At 72.6% G+C, this 15,627-nt stretch carries 15 protein-coding genes; 8 read left to right on the forward strand and 7 right to left on the reverse strand.

Going from position 1 to position 15,627, the window contains the following annotated elements:
• Window positions 1–24: 24 nt before the first annotated feature.
• Together ACFRCG_RS21270 and ACFRCG_RS21275 are read left to right on the forward strand one after the other, a co-directional pair.
• Window positions 25–1,047 carry a nucleotidyl transferase AbiEii/AbiGii toxin family protein gene (locus ACFRCG_RS21270; protein ID WP_380033616.1) on the forward strand — a complete coding sequence of 341 codons (1,023 nt, stop codon included), beginning with the start codon at window positions 25–27 and terminating at the stop codon, window positions 1,045–1,047.
• Between the two features lie 80 nt (window positions 1,048–1,127).
• The gene (locus tag ACFRCG_RS21275) at window positions 1,128–2,105 is read left to right on the forward strand and encodes a phosphotransferase family protein (protein ID WP_380033618.1); all 978 of its coding nucleotides are present in this window, start codon (window positions 1,128–1,130) and stop codon (window positions 2,103–2,105) included.
• Between the two features lie 135 nt (window positions 2,106–2,240).
• Here ACFRCG_RS21275 and ACFRCG_RS21280 read toward each other — a convergent pair whose 3' ends face one another.
• Window positions 2,241–2,396 (reverse strand): hypothetical protein, encoded by a 156-nt coding sequence (locus ACFRCG_RS21280; RefSeq protein WP_380033620.1) that lies wholly within the window; start codon window positions 2,394–2,396, stop codon window positions 2,241–2,243.
• A gap of 10 nt (window positions 2,397–2,406) precedes the next feature.
• Window positions 2,407–4,608 (reverse strand): MMPL family transporter, encoded by a 2,202-nt coding sequence (locus ACFRCG_RS21285; protein WP_380033622.1) that lies wholly within the window; start codon window positions 4,606–4,608, stop codon window positions 2,407–2,409.
• Between the two features lie 136 nt (window positions 4,609–4,744).
• Here ACFRCG_RS21285 and ACFRCG_RS21290 point away from each other — a divergent pair, with 136 nt between their 5' ends.
• The 3 genes from ACFRCG_RS21290 (at window position 4,745) to ACFRCG_RS21300 (ending at window position 7,450) form a co-directional block, all read left to right on the forward strand.
• Window positions 4,745–5,071 (forward strand): PadR family transcriptional regulator, encoded by a 327-nt coding sequence (locus ACFRCG_RS21290; RefSeq protein ID WP_380033624.1) that lies wholly within the window; start codon window positions 4,745–4,747, stop codon window positions 5,069–5,071.
• A complete protein-coding gene (locus ACFRCG_RS21295; RefSeq protein WP_380033625.1) occupies window positions 5,068–5,841 on the forward strand; it encodes a hypothetical protein in 774 nt (257 codons plus the stop codon). Before ACFRCG_RS21290 ends, ACFRCG_RS21295 begins: the two co-directional genes overlap by 4 nt.
• A 190-nt stretch (window positions 5,842–6,031) precedes the next feature.
• Complete coding sequence (locus ACFRCG_RS21300; RefSeq protein ID WP_380033627.1) at window positions 6,032–7,450, forward strand: DUF2252 domain-containing protein; 1,419 nt, start codon at window positions 6,032–6,034, stop codon at window positions 7,448–7,450.
• Between the two features lie 60 nt (window positions 7,451–7,510).
• Here ACFRCG_RS21300 and ACFRCG_RS21305 read toward each other — a convergent pair whose 3' ends face one another.
• Window positions 7,511–8,461 (reverse strand): hypothetical protein, encoded by a 951-nt coding sequence (locus ACFRCG_RS21305; RefSeq protein ID WP_380033629.1) that lies wholly within the window; start codon window positions 8,459–8,461, stop codon window positions 7,511–7,513.
• Between the two features lie 304 nt (window positions 8,462–8,765).
• Between ACFRCG_RS21305 and ACFRCG_RS21310 the strand changes: the two genes are divergently transcribed.
• Window positions 8,766–9,626: a class I SAM-dependent methyltransferase gene (locus tag ACFRCG_RS21310; RefSeq protein ID WP_380033630.1), complete on the forward strand. Its 861-nt coding sequence runs from the start codon at window positions 8,766–8,768 to the stop codon at window positions 9,624–9,626.
• On the opposite strand, the gene ACFRCG_RS21315 is transcribed toward ACFRCG_RS21310, so the two are convergent.
• Entirely contained in the window at window positions 9,614–11,077 is a 1,464-nt protein-coding gene (locus ACFRCG_RS21315; protein WP_380033632.1) for a S41 family peptidase, read from the reverse strand. The genes ACFRCG_RS21310 and ACFRCG_RS21315 overlap by 13 nt on opposite strands.
• 166 nt (window positions 11,078–11,243) lie before the next feature.
• Here ACFRCG_RS21315 and ACFRCG_RS21320 point away from each other — a divergent pair, with 166 nt between their 5' ends.
• Window positions 11,244–11,831, forward strand: coding sequence for a GNAT family N-acetyltransferase (locus tag ACFRCG_RS21320; RefSeq protein WP_380033634.1), 588 nt, complete (start codon window positions 11,244–11,246; stop codon window positions 11,829–11,831).
• Window positions 11,832–11,870: 39 nt separating this feature from the next.
• Here ACFRCG_RS21320 and ACFRCG_RS21325 read toward each other — a convergent pair whose 3' ends face one another.
• The 3 genes from ACFRCG_RS21325 to ACFRCG_RS21335 form a co-directional block, all read right to left on the reverse strand.
• Entirely contained in the window at window positions 11,871–12,029 is a 159-nt protein-coding gene (locus ACFRCG_RS21325; protein ID WP_380033635.1) for a hypothetical protein, read from the reverse strand.
• Window positions 12,026–12,409: a hypothetical protein gene (locus ACFRCG_RS21330; protein ID WP_380033637.1), complete on the reverse strand. Its 384-nt coding sequence runs from the start codon at window positions 12,407–12,409 to the stop codon at window positions 12,026–12,028. Before ACFRCG_RS21330 ends, ACFRCG_RS21325 begins: the two co-directional genes overlap by 4 nt.
• A gap of 79 nt (window positions 12,410–12,488) precedes the next feature.
• A complete protein-coding gene (locus tag ACFRCG_RS21335) occupies window positions 12,489–12,899 on the reverse strand; it encodes a Fur family transcriptional regulator (protein ID WP_380033639.1) in 411 nt (136 codons plus the stop codon).
• Window positions 12,900–13,334: 435 nt separating this feature from the next.
• On the opposite strand from ACFRCG_RS21335, the gene katG reads away from it, so the two are divergent.
• The gene (katG, locus tag ACFRCG_RS21340) at window positions 13,335–15,566 is read left to right on the forward strand and encodes a catalase/peroxidase HPI (RefSeq protein ID WP_380033641.1); all 2,232 of its coding nucleotides are present in this window, start codon (window positions 13,335–13,337) and stop codon (window positions 15,564–15,566) included.
• Window positions 15,567–15,627: the final 61 nt, after the last annotated feature.

Here is a 15,627-nt window from a genome sequence, read left to right on the forward strand (position 1 = left end):
AGCGCGGACGTCGAGGAGGAGCGAATGGCATACGGCGTCGACCCGGACGGGGACACGTCGGCGCGTCGGCGGGCGGCCCATCGTGCCGTGCTCGACCACCTGTTGGGGCTCGTGGCGGCCGCGCCGTGGAGTGACTGCGTGATGCTGCGCGGGAGCATGGCCATGGCCGCCTGGATGGGGGAGCGGGCGCGCGAGCCGGCGGACCTGGACTTCGTGGTGCTGCCCGCGCCGACCGTCCGCATCGATCCGTCGGCGCCATACCCCTACCTCGACACCGTCGCGGCCGTGCAGCAGTGGCCGGAGGCGATCGACGGGGCGGCCGGATACGAGATGTGGGCCGACGGGGAGCGGGAGTTCGAGACGCGTGGCGTGCGGGTGATCGTGCCGCCCGAGGGGCTTCGCTGGGATACGGACCCCGATCCGGTGGGGTCGATCCCGGCATATGAGGACCTGACGCAATGGATCGGGAAGCGGCCGGAGGTGTCCCCGGGCCTGGCCCTGGACGCGAACGGCGCACGTCGGGACGGCGATTGGGACTACGCGTACGACGGGCAGGGAGCGGGCGGAATGCGCATCCTGATCCCCTGGGAGGCGGAGGGCCTGCCGCCGGGGGAGGCGCGGCTCGACTTCGCCTACGACGAGAAGCTGCATCAACCGCCGGTGTGGACCCGGATACCGCGCGCCGACGGCGGGTCGGCGCCGGTGGTGCGCACCGCGAGCCGGGCGTTGTCCCTGGCCTGGAAACTGGTGTGGCTGCATGTCGACGGCGGCGAGGGCGGCCGACCCCGGAGCAAGGACCTCTACGACGCGGTCCTGCTGGCCGAGGACGAACGCACCCGGCTCACCCCGGCGTTGCTGCGTCGGGTCGGCAGCGGTTTCATCCGGAGCGTGCCCGAGCACGGCTTCGACCCGGACGCGGTTGCGGTTGACGAGTCGGACTGGTCCGCCCTGCTCGCGGACCTGCCCGGCGTGCGCGGCACCGCCCGGCAATGGCTCGGCCGGCTGGACGCGGCGCTGGCGCCGGTGTTCGCGGCGCGGGAAAACTGATCGCCCGCGGACGACGGCTCGCGTAGGGTGCCCCGGTTGTCGAACCGGGAAGGCGGGTCACGGACGTGGCGCCGAGGAATGTGACGCGGGATCAACTGGCGGGAGCGGTACGGGCCGCGCTGGGCGGTGGGCGCCGGTTGGCGGGGATCGATCGGCTCACGGGCGGCACCCGGAAGGGGGTGTACCGGCTGACGATGGACGACGCGACGTCGGTGATCGCCTATCTGTGGGAGGACTCCGAGAACTACTGGCCGGCGCACGAGGGCGACGACGACGTGACCGATCCGTTCTCGCCGGGTGTCGGGCTCGACCTGTTCGAGGCGGCGCACGCCCGGCTGGACACGCTCGGGCTGCGGGTGCCAAAGGTGTATCTGGTCGACCGCGACCGGGCACACTACCCGGCCGATCTCGCCATCGTGGAGGACTTCCCCGGCGAGGACCTGATGACCCGGTTCGAGCGTGATCCGCGGGCGGTGGAGCCGACGATGGCGCGTCTGGTGGAAGGGCTGGCGGCGATGCGGGCGTATCGGGCGCCGACGTACGGAAAGGTGGCGCTGATCGACGGGGGCGGTACGGCGCGGGGCACCTCCTGCGAGGGCGTCGTGCTGGACTCGGCGTTGCGCCACCTCGCCGAGGCGGCCGGGCGCGACGCGAGGATCGCCGGGGCGCGCGACCGCCTGGAGGAGAGGCTGCGCGAACTCGCCTCGGCGGTACGGCCGCGCGCCGAATACTCGGTGATCCACGGAGAACTGGGCCTGGACCACGTGCTGGTGGACCGGGACGGCAATCCGGTGCTGATCGACATCGAGGACCTGATGTACTTCGACGTCGAGTGGGAGCACGTGTTCCTGCGCATCCGCCTTCACGACGACTACCGCCGGGTGGCGGCGGACAACCTCGACGAGGCCCGCCTCGCCCTCTACATGCTCGCCCAACGTCTGTCCCTGACGGCGGGCCCACTACGCCTCCTCGACGGCGACTTCCCCGATCGAAGGTTCATGCGGGAAATCGCCGAACACAACCTCAACGAGGCCCTGTCGCTGGTCACCCCCGCGTAGCGCCCGGCACCCGCCTCGGCCCGCAGACCGGCCGGGGGCCGGTCGACTCCGTCCGCGTGCGGCGAGTGCAGCACGATTGATCGCGGGCCCGGGAGTCTTTTGGGACTCCCGGGCGCGTTCGGTGGCGGGGTCGGGTCACCAGTTGCTCGACGAGTTGCCGGGGCGGGAGGTGTAGCGGCCGGTGCGCCGCCCCTCCCGTGCCCGGCGGCCGAGCGTGGCACCGAGCAGCGCGACGAAGGCGATCCCGATCACGATCGGCCCGACCACGACGAGCACGATCAGGAGCGGCATCGGCACGTGATCAGCCCGTTTCGGGTCGCGGGGGTTCGGCGTCGATCCGGTTCGGGGTACGGGCCGGGCCCGAGGCCACACCAGGGTCGTTCGCGTGCCTCGGTCCGTCGACGACGCCGCGCGGACCGCCCGTGCGGTGCGGGAACCACCAGTTGGCCCGCCCCATCAGGGTCACCAGTGCGGGCGCGAGTACCCCGCGGACGATCGTCGCGTCCACCATGATGCCGACCGCGAGGGCGGTGGCCAGGATCTTGACGTCGGTGACCGGGACGGTGGACAACGCGACGAAGGCCAGGAACAGGATCAGCGCGGCGGAGGTGACCAGCCTGCCGGTACGGCCGATGCCGATCACGACGGCCTCCTCGGTGGTGTCCCGGACCCCTCGGGCGGCGAGGTCGAGGTGCGCCTCGCGGATCCGGGTCAGGATGAACACCTCGTAGTCCATGGACAATCCGAACAGGAACGCGAACACCGCCATCGGCACCCACACCGTGATCGCCCCCGTGGCCGGGGTGTCGAAGAGCAGTTCGCTGCCGTAGCCCTCCTGCCAGATCAGTACGACCGCGCCGTAGGCGGCGGCCACCGACACGGTGTTCAGCACGAGGGCCTTGACCGGCAGCCAGATCGAGCGCAACGACCGCATCAGCACGAGGAACGTGAGCACCGCGATCGCCGCCAGGACCAGCGGCAGCGAGCCGTATACCGCGTCCGCGAAATCGCGATCCTGCGCCGGGCCGCCACCCGCGTGCACCCCGGGCGTGGCGCGTGCCGCCGCCAGGACCCGGCCCACCGCCGCGCGACCCGCGTCGGTGGCGGGGTCCGCGGCCGTCCACACCTCCACGACCCGCAGGCCCCCGCTGTCCCACCCGGCGGGGGCGATCGCGCCGGCCACACCCCGCTCGGCCGCCAACCGCCGGGCCAGCGCCTTCGCGTCGCCGTCGGTCGCCACCTCGATCGGCTGGGCGATACCCGTGCCGAAGCCGGCCCGGTCGATCGCGGCGAACACCCGCGCGGGCTCGCCGCCGCGGCCGAGCGCCGTCACCTGGGGCTGCCCCACCCGCATGGTCACCGCGGGTGCGGCGAGGGCGAGCAGCAGTGCGCCGCCGAGCACGGCCGCCAGGACCGGCCGGCGTGTGGTGGCCCGGGCGATCGCCGACCACGCGCGGCCGTCCGCACGCCGGGTGCGGCGCGGCACGTCCAGCCGGGCGCCGCACACGTACAGCAGCACCGGCAGCAGGGTCAGCGTGACCGCGACGCTCACCAGCGGCATCAGCAGACCCGCGTAGCCGACGCTGCGCAGGAACGGCACGGGCAGCACCACCAGCGCGGCCAGGGACAGTGCGACGGTCGCGCCGCTGAGCAGGACCGCGCGGCCGGCGGTGGTCGCGGCGCGCACGATCGCCTCGACGCGCCCGCCCGGATCGGCCCCGCCCGCGCGGTCGCGTTCCTCGCGCCATCGGGTCACCACGAGCAGGGCGTAGTCGATCGCGATGCCCAGGCCGATCAGGGCGACCAGGTACTGCACGATGAACGACACGTCGGTGACCCGGGTCAGGCCGCCGACCAGCAGGAACGTCGTGGGGATGGCGATCGCGGCGGTCAGGAGCGGGATCAGGGCCAGGCCGCCGGCGAAGGTCAGGCCGAGCACGACCAACGCGCCCAGCGCGCCGAGCAGGGTCTCGGCGATCGGGCTGCGGGCGGCGCCGTTGTCGCGTCCGGTCAGCAGCGGCCGGCCGGTGACCCGCACGGGCGCGCCGGCGACCTCGACCCCGGCCACCGCCGCCCGCACCCGGGCCGGCGTGTCGCCGTACGCCTTCGGGCCCTCGCCGCCGGGCGGGTAGACCAGGGCCACCGTGCCGCGCCCGTCGGCCGAGATCAGCGCCGGGTCGCCGGTGGTCGCGAACGACGCGTGCCGGCCACCGGGCGGGGTGGCGCGCCGCACGGCCGCGTCGAACGCGTCGCGCACTTCGGCCTCGTCGGCCCGGCGACCCTCCGGGACGGTCACCTCGACGAGCAGCGGGGCGTTGCGGCCGCCGGTGCCGCCGAAGCGCTCCCGGATGAGGTCGTTGGCCTGTTGTCCGGGCCGGCCGGGCAACTCCGAGCCCTGGCTCAGCCGATCGATGGTGTCCCCGACGGTGGCGATGCCCGCCGCGGCGAGCACCAGCCAGACCAGGATCACCAGGCGCCGGTGTCCGAGGACCCAACGCGTCATCGTCTCCACGACGGACGTCCCCCGTTTCGAATGGATAGGCACGCTACCTATGCGGCGAGAGTCTATACATAACGTCGCTACCTATCGGCGGAGGCACGTAGTCTCGCTACGCATCGTCCGTGTAGCCTGCCGACCCATGAAGGCGGAAGTGCTCAAAGGACATCTCGAAGGCATGCTCCTGGCCGTGTTGGAGTCCGGCGAGCAACACGGCTACGCGATCGTCGAGGAACTCAAGTCCCGCAGCGGCGGGCACATCACGCTGCCGACGGGCACCGTCTATCCGGCGCTGCACCGGCTGGAGACGGCCGGTCTGATCGCCGGGCGGTGGTCGGTGCACGGCGGGCGGCGCCGGCGCAGCTACGCGCTGACCCGGGCGGGGAAGCGGGCACTGAGCGAACAGCGCTCGTCCTGGCGGGAGTTCGCCGACGTCGTGTCCGGGGTGCTGGGGGTCGAGCCCGCGTGAGGCCCGCTCCCGCGCCCGGCGACGGGTACGAGCCCGAGACCGACGCCGCGCCGCCGGCGGTGCACGCCGCCGGGCCCGACGCCGCCTCCGCCACCCTGCCCGACACCGTGATCGACGACTACCTTCGCCGCCTCGCCGCCGAGTTGACCGGCACGCGGGCCCGGCGTCGGGCGATCCTCGACGAGGCGCTCGACGGGCTGCTCGCGGCGGCCGAGGCGCACCTGGACGACTGCGGCGACCCGGAGGAGGCCGGTCGCCGGGCCGCGGCCGAGTGGGGGTCGCCGGCCACCGTGGCCGCAGCCCACAACGCCGCCACCGGCCGACGCCGGGCGCGGCGACAGGTCCTGACCACCCTCTGGGCGCTGCCGGCACTGGCGGGCATCTGGTCCATCGCCATGCTGGCCGGTCCGGCCGGTCCCTGGGAGCGACGCCCGCCCGTCCTCGACGCGGGCCTGGGGCTGCTCGCCTTCGGGACCGTCCTGGCCGCGGCCTCGGCGCTGTCCGGGCTGCGCGCGGCGAGCGGCCCCCGGGCCGCCCTGCCCGACGCCGCCCCGCCACTGCGCGAGGCGGCGACCGCCACGTTCGGCGTACTCCTCGTCCTGGCCACCCTGCTCATGCTGGTCGTCAACCGCGGCGTCACCGCCCCCACCTCGCTCGCCTGGCCGCTGATCGCCCCGGCCGCCGTGCTGAACCTCGCCTTCGGCGCACACCTGGCCGGCACCTGGCAGCGCCTGCGCGCGCACCGCCCCGCGCGTCCCCGCCGGCCCTGACGGCCGCGCCGCCGTCACTCGTTGGCGCCACACCGCTCGCCGGGAGCGGGCCCAACGCTTTTCCTGAGGTGGGGCGGCGTGCCGCCCTCGCCCCCGGGCCGCCAGGCGATCGGGGGCACCCGTTCGGGCGAACCGCGTCGGCCGCATGCGCGGATCGTGTGTGCCTCTATGCGGTTCCGGAGGGCTTGCGATGACGCCGAAGGCCGAAGTCCGTACCCGCGAGACCACGCCGCCCACACCCCGGGAGCGCGCCGAGCGCGGCCGGGCGGCGCGGGCGAAGGCGTCGCGGTCGAGCCACGCCGAGTTCGCACCGACCCGGCGGCCCGACCCGATCGAGCTGATCGAGCGGCAATCGGCGTCACGGGTGCCGGAGTTGGTGCCGATCCGGTACGGACGCATGTCCGAGTCGCCGTTCCGGTTCTATCGAGGTGCCGCCGCGATCATGGCGAGTGACCTTGCCGGCACGCCGAGTTCGGGGCTGCGGGTGCAACTGTGCGGCGACGCGCACATGCTCAACTTCCGACTGCTGGCCTCGCCCGAACGGCTGCTGCTGTTCGACCTCAACGACTTCGACGAGACGTTGCCCGGGCCGTGGGAGTGGGATGTGAAGCGGCTGGCCGCGAGCCTGGTCATCGCGGGGCGCGAAAACGGCTATACGGACGCCGAACGCGCCGACGTGGTCCGGGGGACCGTACGGTCCTACCGCGAGGCGATGCGCCGCTTCGCGGGCATGCGCAACCTCGACGTCTGGTACGCCAAGGCCGACGCGGACCGGGTCCGGGCGCTGGCGTCCGGACGGTTGCACAAACGCGGCCGGCGGCAACTGTCCAAGGCCATGGGCAAGGCGCGCGGTCGGGACACCCTCCAGGCGTTCGCGAAGCTCACCCGCATGGTCGACGGCGAGCCGCGGATCATCTCCTCACCGCCGCTGGTCACCCCGATCGCCGAACTCCTGCCCGACGACGAACGGGCCGCGCTCGCCGGACGGATCGGCGACCTGATCGACCGCTATCGCCGCACGCTCCGCTCCGAACTGCGCCACCTGCTCGGCCAGTACACCGTGGTGGACATGGCCCGCAAGGTCGTCGGCGTCGGCAGCGTCGGCACCCGCTGCTGGATCGTGCTCCTGCTCGGCCGCGACCTGGACGACCCGCTGATCCTCCAGGCAAAGGAGGCCGACGAGTCGGTCCTGGCCGCGCACGTCGGCCCCGCCGAGACGGCCACCCAGGGCGAACGCGTCGTCACGGGCCAGCGGTTGATGCAGGCCGCCGGCGACATGCTCCTGGGCTGGGAACGGGCGGACGGCATCGACGGACGGCAACGCGACTTCTACGTCCGTCAACTCCGCGACTGGAAGGGCATCGCCGAACCGTCCCTGATGGTGCCGCGCGGAATGCGCCTGTTCGGCGAACTGTGCGGCGCCACCCTGGCCCGCGCGCACGCCCGCTCCGGGGACCGCATCGCCGTCGCGGCCTACCTGGGCGGTGGGGACACCTTCGACCGCGCGGTGACCACCTTCGCGGAAACCTACGCCGACCGCAACGAACGCGACCACGCGGCGCTCCTCGCCGCGGTGAAGTCCGGCCGGCTCACCGCCCAGGACGCGTAGTCCCGGGGAGGGCGGGCCACCGGGCGTTCGCCCCGTGACCCACCCCCCACCCCTACCGGCTCAGTGCTTGCGCTTGAACTCGTACACCGTCGCGCGCGCCGCGCAGTCGCGCGGCGGGATCATCTCGACGCGCAGCACACCGGTGCGCCGGTCGTAGTCGTTGCCCTCGGTCTCGAAGTCGACGGCCGTGCCGGGGCAGGCGCTGAGCTGCGGAAGCGCACCGAGCGAGGTCACGTGCCCGGTGACGGTGCGACCGTTGAGCGCCTTCTTCAGTTCGATCTGCAGCAGCGGCTTGGCCTCGGGGAACAACTTCCGGTCGGAGTCGTCCGACGCGCACAACAGCCGCTTCGCGTCCAGGAACGTACAACCCTGGATGTCCTTGACCGGACGGTCCAGTTCGATGGTGCCCGCGAGCGCGAGGTCGCCGCCCGTACGCGCGGTGGCGGGGTTGAGCAGCGGGGTGGGGAAGACGAGCAGGCGGTTCATCGTGTCCCACTCGCCGGAGACCATCCAGCGGCTGTCGGGGGAGATCGCGGCGAACGAGTTGTTCATCGCCTCGCCGGCCGCCAGCGGGTGCACGTACTCGTAGGCCGCGCCCGACGGCGTGGTCACCCGGAACATCTTCGCCGTCGCGTCGCCGCCGCCCTGGTACGCGTCGAACAGGTAGCCGCGCGAGGAGTCCGGGTCGCCGATGTGCGACCAGCCGCGCTCGCGCACCGGCGCGGGGATCGAGGTGTTGCCGGTGTAGTACAGGTACGGCTCGGCACCGGGCGGGCGCACGTTGGCCAGTCCCTGGGCCTGCGACGCGGCGTCGATCTCGTACCGCCCGATCGGCTGCCACCCCTTGATCTCGGACGGGAACGCCGGCTTCGCTCCCGCCGCCTGCTCGTCGGACACCTCCGCCGCGTGCGCCGTGCCCGTGAGCCCGACCGTCGCACACAGCGCGACGCATGCCGCCCCGGCCGCCACGCCGCGTACCGCCGACCGCAAACCTCGGACCATCGACCTCATGTGCACCGAACTCCTCTGCCGTGCCAGTGCCGTACCGACAGGTCCGGCCGCCAAGACCCTGGCGCAACACGATGGCCGCCAGACACCACACACTTGAACAGCGGCGAACCAATGCCCCACGATCCGGAATCCCGGCGTCCGCATACCGCCGACACGACTCGGCCGTGTGTGGCCCGAGGACGGTTGATCGGGGTGGGTGGGTCGGTGTGCGGTGGTGCGGAATCGGGGGGTGGGGCGGGGTTCGGGGGATGGGCGGGGTGGGCAACCGGGGGGTGGGTGTGCTTCCTGTCGAGAGGTGGGGTCGATGACGGACGGGTCCGGTGGGACGCGGCACGTGATTCCGGCGGCGGTCGAGAGGACCTATGGGGCGGACGATCTCGGGGCGACGGGGTTGTTCGGCGGCGGGTTCATCAACTTCGGCTACTGGCAGGGGATCGATCTCGATCGGGTGCTCACCGAGGAGGATCGCGTGGCCAGTCAGCGGGCCCTGTATCGGCACGTGCTGGACGGGTTGGCGCCGGGCGAGGGGCTGCGGGTCCTGGAGGTGGGCTGCGGGATGGGCGCCGGGGGCGCGGTGGCGCTGGAGGAGTACGGCTTCGCCCGCGTCACCGGCATGGACATCCATCCGGAGCAGTTGCGGCGGGCCGAACGGGCCACCGCCGAGGTGTCCGCGCGCCGGCCCGGGGGGTTGCGGTTCGTGCGCGGGGCGGCCGAGGACATGCCGTTCGGCGAGGGCGAGTTCGACTGCCTGTACAGCGTCGAGGCCGCTCAGCACTTCCGTGACCTCGGAGCGTTCGCCCACGAGGCCGCCCGGGTGTTGCGGCCCGGGGGGCGCATGGTCGTGGCCACCTTCCTCGTGCCCGACGCCGATCCGGTCCGGGCGCGGCGGCCGGCCGAGTTGCTGCACACGTTCGCCGAGGACCTGGATGTACCGCACACCGTCCCGGAGTTGACCGACGCCCTCGAACAAGCCGGGCTCGGCGACATCCGGGTCGACTCGATCGGCGAGTCGGTCTGGCCCGGGTGGGACCGCTGGCTGGATCGCACCTGGGCGCCCGGCACCTGGCCGCACAACTTCCTCCTGGCCTACCGCGAGGGCACCCTGGACTACTTCACCGTCACCGCTCGCCGCCCCGAGAGCGGGGCCACCGGTCAGGGATTGTGACCGCCCAGCAGTCGCACCGCGCGGTCGAAGGCGGAGTCGCGGTCGGCGGCGAACTCCGCGTCCGTGAAGACCGGGGTGCGGAAGTCGACCGGCAGCCCCACACCTTCGAAGCAGCGGCCGGTGGGGGAGACGTAGCGTTCGTTGGACAGGGTGACCGCCCAGCCGTTGGGGAGCGTGCGGCCGAACATGTCGGAGAAGATGCCCTGCGTGTTGTCGCCGACGAAGGTGGTGGGCCCCGGGCGTTCGCGCAGCGCCAGCGCGAACGTCTCGCCGGCGCTCACCGTGGCGGGGCCGGTGAGGACCGCGACCGGGCCGGTGTAGCGCGGCGCGCCGGCGGCGGGCTCGATCCGGAACGACTGGGGTCGGGTGAAGCGGGTGGGGTCGTGCGGGTCGTCGCGGGCGCTCTTGACGTAGGCGGGGTGGGCCCGGTCGGTCAGCCGGGCGGCGACGCGTCGGCCGAGGTCGTCCAGGCCGCCGAGGTTGACCCGGATGTCGATGATCAGGCCGTGCCAGGCGTCGGGCCCGGACGCGCGTCGGGCGGTGACGATCGTGTCGAGGGCGCGGTCGAGTTCGGCCGCCTCGACCGCGAACGGGGCCTGGTCGCCGGTGTAGCCGACGAACCGGTTGATCCGCAGATAGCCGATCCGGCCCGGGAGTTCGGCATAGCCGATCGCGCCCGCGGCGAAGGTCCGCAACGGCGTGTCGCCGAGGTCGCGGCGCTCGACGAAGGCCCGGATCCGGTCCTCGTACGCCTGGTCCAACTCGGGTGTGCCGGGGCGGCCGACCCGCCAGAAGCGGTCCAGGGCCGGGGCCCGCAGGGAGGTGTGGCCGTCGCGCAGTGGTTCGGCCATCGTGGTGAGGATCTCGAAGAGGCGATCGTCGGTGGTGTCCGGGCGCACCATCGGCCGATACCTGCCCCGGGCCGCCGCCCAGTCGACGCCGCGTTCGGCGAAGAAGGCGTAGTTCTCCCGGAATGTCTGCCAGAACACGTCGAACACGGCCGGCGGATCGGCGGGTGCGGGCCGCAGGCAGTCGGCCGGGAGCGTGCGGACGCGCCGCAACTCGCGGCGGCCCAGGGTGCCTTCGACGGTCAGGGTGGCCCGATCGGGGCGCCCGGGAAGCCGGCGTACCGTGATCGGGAAGTAGCTGTCGGGGGCGTCGCGGGCCCGGAAGCGCACGGAGCCGTCCGGTGCGTGCTCCCGGTACGCCGGGGTGCCGGGCACGCACCCGATGTCGGTGCTCTCGTACGGCCGCAATACGCCGCCGTCGATGGTGAGGACCGTCCCGTAGCCGTCGGAACGCCAGATGCCGTCCGGGGCGCGCTCCGAGGCGGGTGCCGGCTCCGCGCCGACGGCCACGCCCGCGGAACCGAGCAGAGCCAGGAAAACCGTGCCCACCAGGACGAGTCGATACCGGCCGCGGCACACGCGGCCCACGTGTCGTGTGGTCATGCACACCACGCTTTCAGGCCCGACGAACCCTCGACACCACCCCAGGTCGGAGAGCGAACTCCCTCTCGCGAGGCGGTACGTCTCCCCCGGCGGCCGGTAGCCGATAAGCGCGGTCTCGCGTCGGCGGGCGTGGCCTCGGCGCGGCTCGGCGGGCAGGATCGAGGTCATGACCTCATCACCCGCATACCTTCTGCCGAGCGAGATCCGCGTACAGGGCCACGGGCTGTGGCTGCGCGAGTGGAACGACGACGACGTGCCGGCCATGGTGGAACTGTTCGACGAGCCCGAGATCGACCGATGGACGCCGCTGGTCTCGCCGTTCGACGCCGAGGCCGCACGGGCGTACCTGGCGCGGGCCCGCGCGTCCCGCGCCCTGCATCGGGGCATCCAACTGGCGGTCACCCTCGACGGCGGCGAACCGTGCGGCGAGGTGCTGCTGTTCCCGGACGCCGACGGCCCCGACGTCGACCTCGGCTCCGCGGCCGCGCGGCCGCGCCGGGTGGGGGAGATCGCCTACGGAATCGGCGCACGGCACCGCCGCCGGGGCCTGGCCGGCCGCGCGGTGCGCCTGATGACGGAATACGCCCGCGACGAACTCGGCGCCGACGCGGTGATCCTGCGCATCGCCGCCGACAACACCCCCAGCATCGCCGTCGCCCGATCCACCGGCTTCCACCTCACCGACGCCAAGCCCATCACCCGCCCCCGCCCCGACGGCCACGTCGTCCTGAACACCTGGCTGCACCAGGGGTGACGGTAGGCACGGGGCGGGCAGCGCGCCCATGACTCGCTGTCAGCGATCGCCCAGGTGCGGCCGGTGTTGGACGCGGAGCATCGAGGCGGCGTCGGCCAGGCGTTGTGCGAGGGATTCGACATCTGCTCGGACGTCGGCCGCGAGCCCGCCGACGACGTGGTCCGCGTCCGGGTCGTACTCCCAGGTCCAATCACTCACGCGACGGCTTCGCGGGCGGCTTCGTCGAGCATGGCGGCGATCTCGGCGGCTGCCGGGCGCGTGGCGGCGAAAGTGTTTGCGTCCGCGATCGTTTGCTCCAACTCGCGAAGGCGACGTGCCCGAGCCGGGAAGCGACGCAGTGCCACGAAGACGGCCCAGCGGTGCAGGAACGTATGCATGGGGACGGTGCTGTCCGTTTGCACGGCTTCCTGCCAGGCGGAGTGGAACTCTCGTTCGAAGCGAACGGCCGCTGCCGGGTCCAGCGAGAGCACTGCCACCCGCAGCGCCTGTTCGGTCACCGGCGGCATGGGGAACAGCGGCGCGTCTTCCGATGTCTCGGCGTGCGCATCGCCCACCACGATCGCCTCCTCATTCCTCACGGTCGTTCCGCCCCACCCTACTGTCGAGCATCCGCCCTCGTCCGTCGCTCGGTGCGATCGCCGGTGCGGTACGGAAGCGCTACGCGCAACCCGGGCACAGGCCTCGGTAGGTGACCTCGACCGCGGAGACGGTGAAGCCGAAGCGCTGGTCGGTGGGGAGGTCGGTCAGGGGGTTGCCCGCCGGGTGTACGTCGCGGATGGTGCCGCACCGGGAGCAGACCAGGTGCTGGTGCGGGCGGTGCGCGTTGGGGTCGTAGCGCTTGGCGCGGCCGTCGGTGGACACCTCGATGACCTCGCCCAGCGAGACCAGCTCGCCCAGCGCGTTGTAGACCGTGGCGCGGGAGATCTCGGGCAGGCGCGCCACCGCGCGCGCGTGGACCTCGTCGGCCGTCAGATGCACGTGGTCGCCGTCGAGGACCTCGGCCACGACGCGCCGCTGCGACGTCATCCGCCAACCACGCGCGCGCAGTCGCTCCAGCAGGTCACTCATATCGCTTCACCTATTCAGGTTCGGTGGAGACCCGAGTTTACCGGCGGAGGTCCGGGTTCCGTTTGAATATGGAATTGGCGCACATCTTGACTTGGACTCTGTCCATCGTAGGATCGGTTCTGGCGATAGCCAAGAGTCGGGAACACCCCACTACGGCAGGAGACGGAGACGTGACGGGACCACCGCCGTGGAATCGCGCGGTGTCGGCCTGACGAAGTCGGCCGCCGGCGCGGGACCCGTACCACGCGCAGAACCGACCGCGACGCGGCCCGGTTCCGCCGATCCGTCGTGTCGCCGCCGACGTGGACCGCACGACCGTAGAGGTTTGTCGATGCTCCCGGGCCGAGCACGTCCGGCGAGTCCGGCTTCTTCCCCCGACGTCGCACCGCTCGCATTCCCCGAGTACCACGATCCGCCTGGTCCGGAAGGATTCCCATGTCCGAGAACAATGATGCAATCGTCGTAGACGCGAAGACGGAGGGCGGAGGGGGCTGCCCGGTCGCGCACACGCGCGCACCGCACCCGACCCAGGGCGGTGGGAACCGGCAGTGGTGGCCGGAGCGACTGAACCTGAAGATCCTCGCCAAGAACCCCGCCGTGGCCAACCCCCTGGGCGCGGACTTCGACTACGCCGAGGCGTTCAAGGCGCTCGATCTTCCCGCGGTCAAGCGGGACATCGCCGAGGTGCTGACCACCTCGCAGGACTGGTGGCCGGCCGACTACGGCAACTACGGCCCGTTCATGATCCGGATGGCCTGGCACAGCGCCGGCACCTACCGGATCAGCGACGGCCGCGGCGGCGCCGGTGCCGGGCAGCAGCGCTTCGCCCCGCTCAACAGCTGGCCGGACAACGCGAGCCTGGACAAGGCCCGTCGGCTGCTGTGGCCGGTCAAGAAGAAGTACGGGCAGAGCCTGTCCTGGGCCGACCTGCTGATACTCACCGGCAACGTGGCCCTGGAGACGATGGGCTTCGAGACCTTCGGCTTCGGCGGCGGTCGCGCCGACGTGTGGGAGGCCGACGAGGACGTCTACTGGGGTCCGGAGACCACCTGGCTCGGCGACGAGCGCTACAGCGGCGACCGGGATCTGGAGAACCCGCTCGGCGCGGTCCAGATGGGCCTGATCTACGTCAACCCGGAGGGCCCGAACGGCAACCCGGACCCGCTGGCCGCCGCACGCGACATCCGCGAGACGTTCCGCCGGATGGCGATGAACGACGAGGAGACCGTCGCCCTGATCGCCGGCGGGCACACCTTCGGCAAGACGCACGGCGCGGGCCCGGCCGACCATGTCGGTCCCGACCCCGAGGCCGCCCCGATCGAGCAGCAGGGCCTGGGCTGGAAGAACACGTTCGGCACCGGCAAGGGCGCCGACGCGATCACCAGCGGGCTTGAGGGCGCCTGGACCGCCACCCCGGTGAGCTGGGACAACAGCTTCTTCGAGACGCTGTTCGGCTACGACTGGGAGCTGTCCAAGAGCCCGGCCGGCGCGCACCAGTGGAAGCCGAAGGACGGCGCCGGCGCGGGCACCGTACCGGACGCGCACGACCCGTCGAAGACGCACGCGCCGACCATGCTGACCACCGACCTGTCGCTGCGCTTCGACCCGGCGTACGAGCAGATCTCGCGTCGGTTCCTGGCCGAGCCGCAGGCGTTCGCCGACGCCTTCGCGCGCGCGTGGTTCAAGCTGACCCACCGCGACATGGGCCCGGTCGTGCGCTACCTCGGCCCGGAGGTGCCCACCGAGACGCTGCTGTGGCAGGACCCGCTGCCGGCGGTCGACCACGAGCTGATCGGCGCCGAGGAGATCGCCGACCTCAAGGCCCGGGTGTTCGCCTCCGGCCTGACCGTGTCCCAGCTGGTGTCCACCGCGTGGGCGTCGGCGTCCTCCTTCCGCGGCAGCGACAAGCGCGGCGGCGCCAACGGCGCGCGGCTGCGGCTCGAACCGCAGCTCGGCTGGGAGGTCAACGAGCCCGACCGGCTGGCCGCGGTGCTGCACGGCCTGGAGGAGATCAAGGCGGCGTTCGACGGCGGTCGCGGCGACGGCAAGCGGGTCTCGCTCGCCGACCTGATCGTGCTCGCCGGCGGTGCCGCGGTCGAGCAGGCCGCCAAGGCCGGCGGGGTCGACATCGAGGTGCCCTTCACCCCGGGCCGGGTGGACGCCTCGCAGGAGGAGACCGACGTCGAGTCGTTCTCCGCCCTGGAGCCGACCGCCGACGGGTTCCGCAACCACCTCGCGAAGGGCAACCGGCTGCCGGCCGAGTACCTGCTCATCGACCGGGCGAACCTGCTGACCCTGAGCGCGCCGGAGACCACGGTCCTGGTCGGCGGGCTGCGTGTCCTGGGCGCCAACCACCAGGAGTCGTCGCTCGGCGTGTTCACCAGCACGCCCGGCGTGCTGAGCAACGACTTCTTCGTCAACCTGCTCGACATGGGCACGACGTGGAAGGCGACGTCGGAGGACGCGAACACGTTCGAGGGTCGCGACGCGGCCACCGGCGAGGTCAAGTGGACCGGCAGCCGGGTCGACCTGGTCTTCGGGGCGAACTCCGAGCTGCGCGCGCTCGCGGAGGTCTACGCGAGCGACGACGCCAAGGAGAAGTTCGTCACCGACTTCGTCCACGCCTGGACCAAGGTCATGAACGCCGACCGCTTCGACCTGGTCTGATCGCCCGCCGATCCGACCCTGGGAGACGTCGGCCGCCCGACCCCCACGGAACGCCCCCGCC

The sequence above is a fragment of the Embleya sp. NPDC056575 genome (genome assembly GCF_042793325.1).
Taxonomy (GTDB): Bacteria; Actinomycetota; Actinomycetes; order Streptomycetales; family Streptomycetaceae; genus Embleya.

Excerpts from the sequence above, each read along its gene's own strand:
- ACFRCG_RS21270 (WP_380033616.1), top strand. The coding sequence starts at position 25 with ATGGCATACGGCGTCGACCCGGACGGGGACACGTCGGCGCGTCGGCGG.
- ACFRCG_RS21280 (WP_380033620.1), bottom strand. The coding sequence starts at position 2,396 with ATGCCGCTCCTGATCGTGCTCGTCGTGGTCGGGCCGATCGTGATCGGG.
- ACFRCG_RS21285 (WP_380033622.1), bottom strand. The coding sequence starts at position 4,608 with ATGACGCGTTGGGTCCTCGGACACCGGCGCCTGGTGATCCTGGTCTGG.
- ACFRCG_RS21290 (WP_380033624.1), top strand. The coding sequence starts at position 4,745 with ATGAAGGCGGAAGTGCTCAAAGGACATCTCGAAGGCATGCTCCTGGCC.
- ACFRCG_RS21300 (WP_380033627.1), top strand. The coding sequence starts at position 6,032 with ATGACGCCGAAGGCCGAAGTCCGTACCCGCGAGACCACGCCGCCCACA.
- ACFRCG_RS21305 (WP_380033629.1), bottom strand. The coding sequence starts at position 8,461 with ATGAGGTCGATGGTCCGAGGTTTGCGGTCGGCGGTACGCGGCGTGGCG.
- ACFRCG_RS21310 (WP_380033630.1), top strand. The coding sequence starts at position 8,766 with ATGACGGACGGGTCCGGTGGGACGCGGCACGTGATTCCGGCGGCGGTC.
- ACFRCG_RS21315 (WP_380033632.1), bottom strand. The coding sequence starts at position 11,077 with ATGACCACACGACACGTGGGCCGCGTGTGCCGCGGCCGGTATCGACTC.
- ACFRCG_RS21320 (WP_380033634.1), top strand. The coding sequence starts at position 11,244 with ATGACCTCATCACCCGCATACCTTCTGCCGAGCGAGATCCGCGTACAG.
- ACFRCG_RS21335 (WP_380033639.1), bottom strand. The coding sequence starts at position 12,899 with ATGAGTGACCTGCTGGAGCGACTGCGCGCGCGTGGTTGGCGGATGACG.
- katG (WP_380033641.1), top strand. The coding sequence starts at position 13,335 with ATGTCCGAGAACAATGATGCAATCGTCGTAGACGCGAAGACGGAGGGC.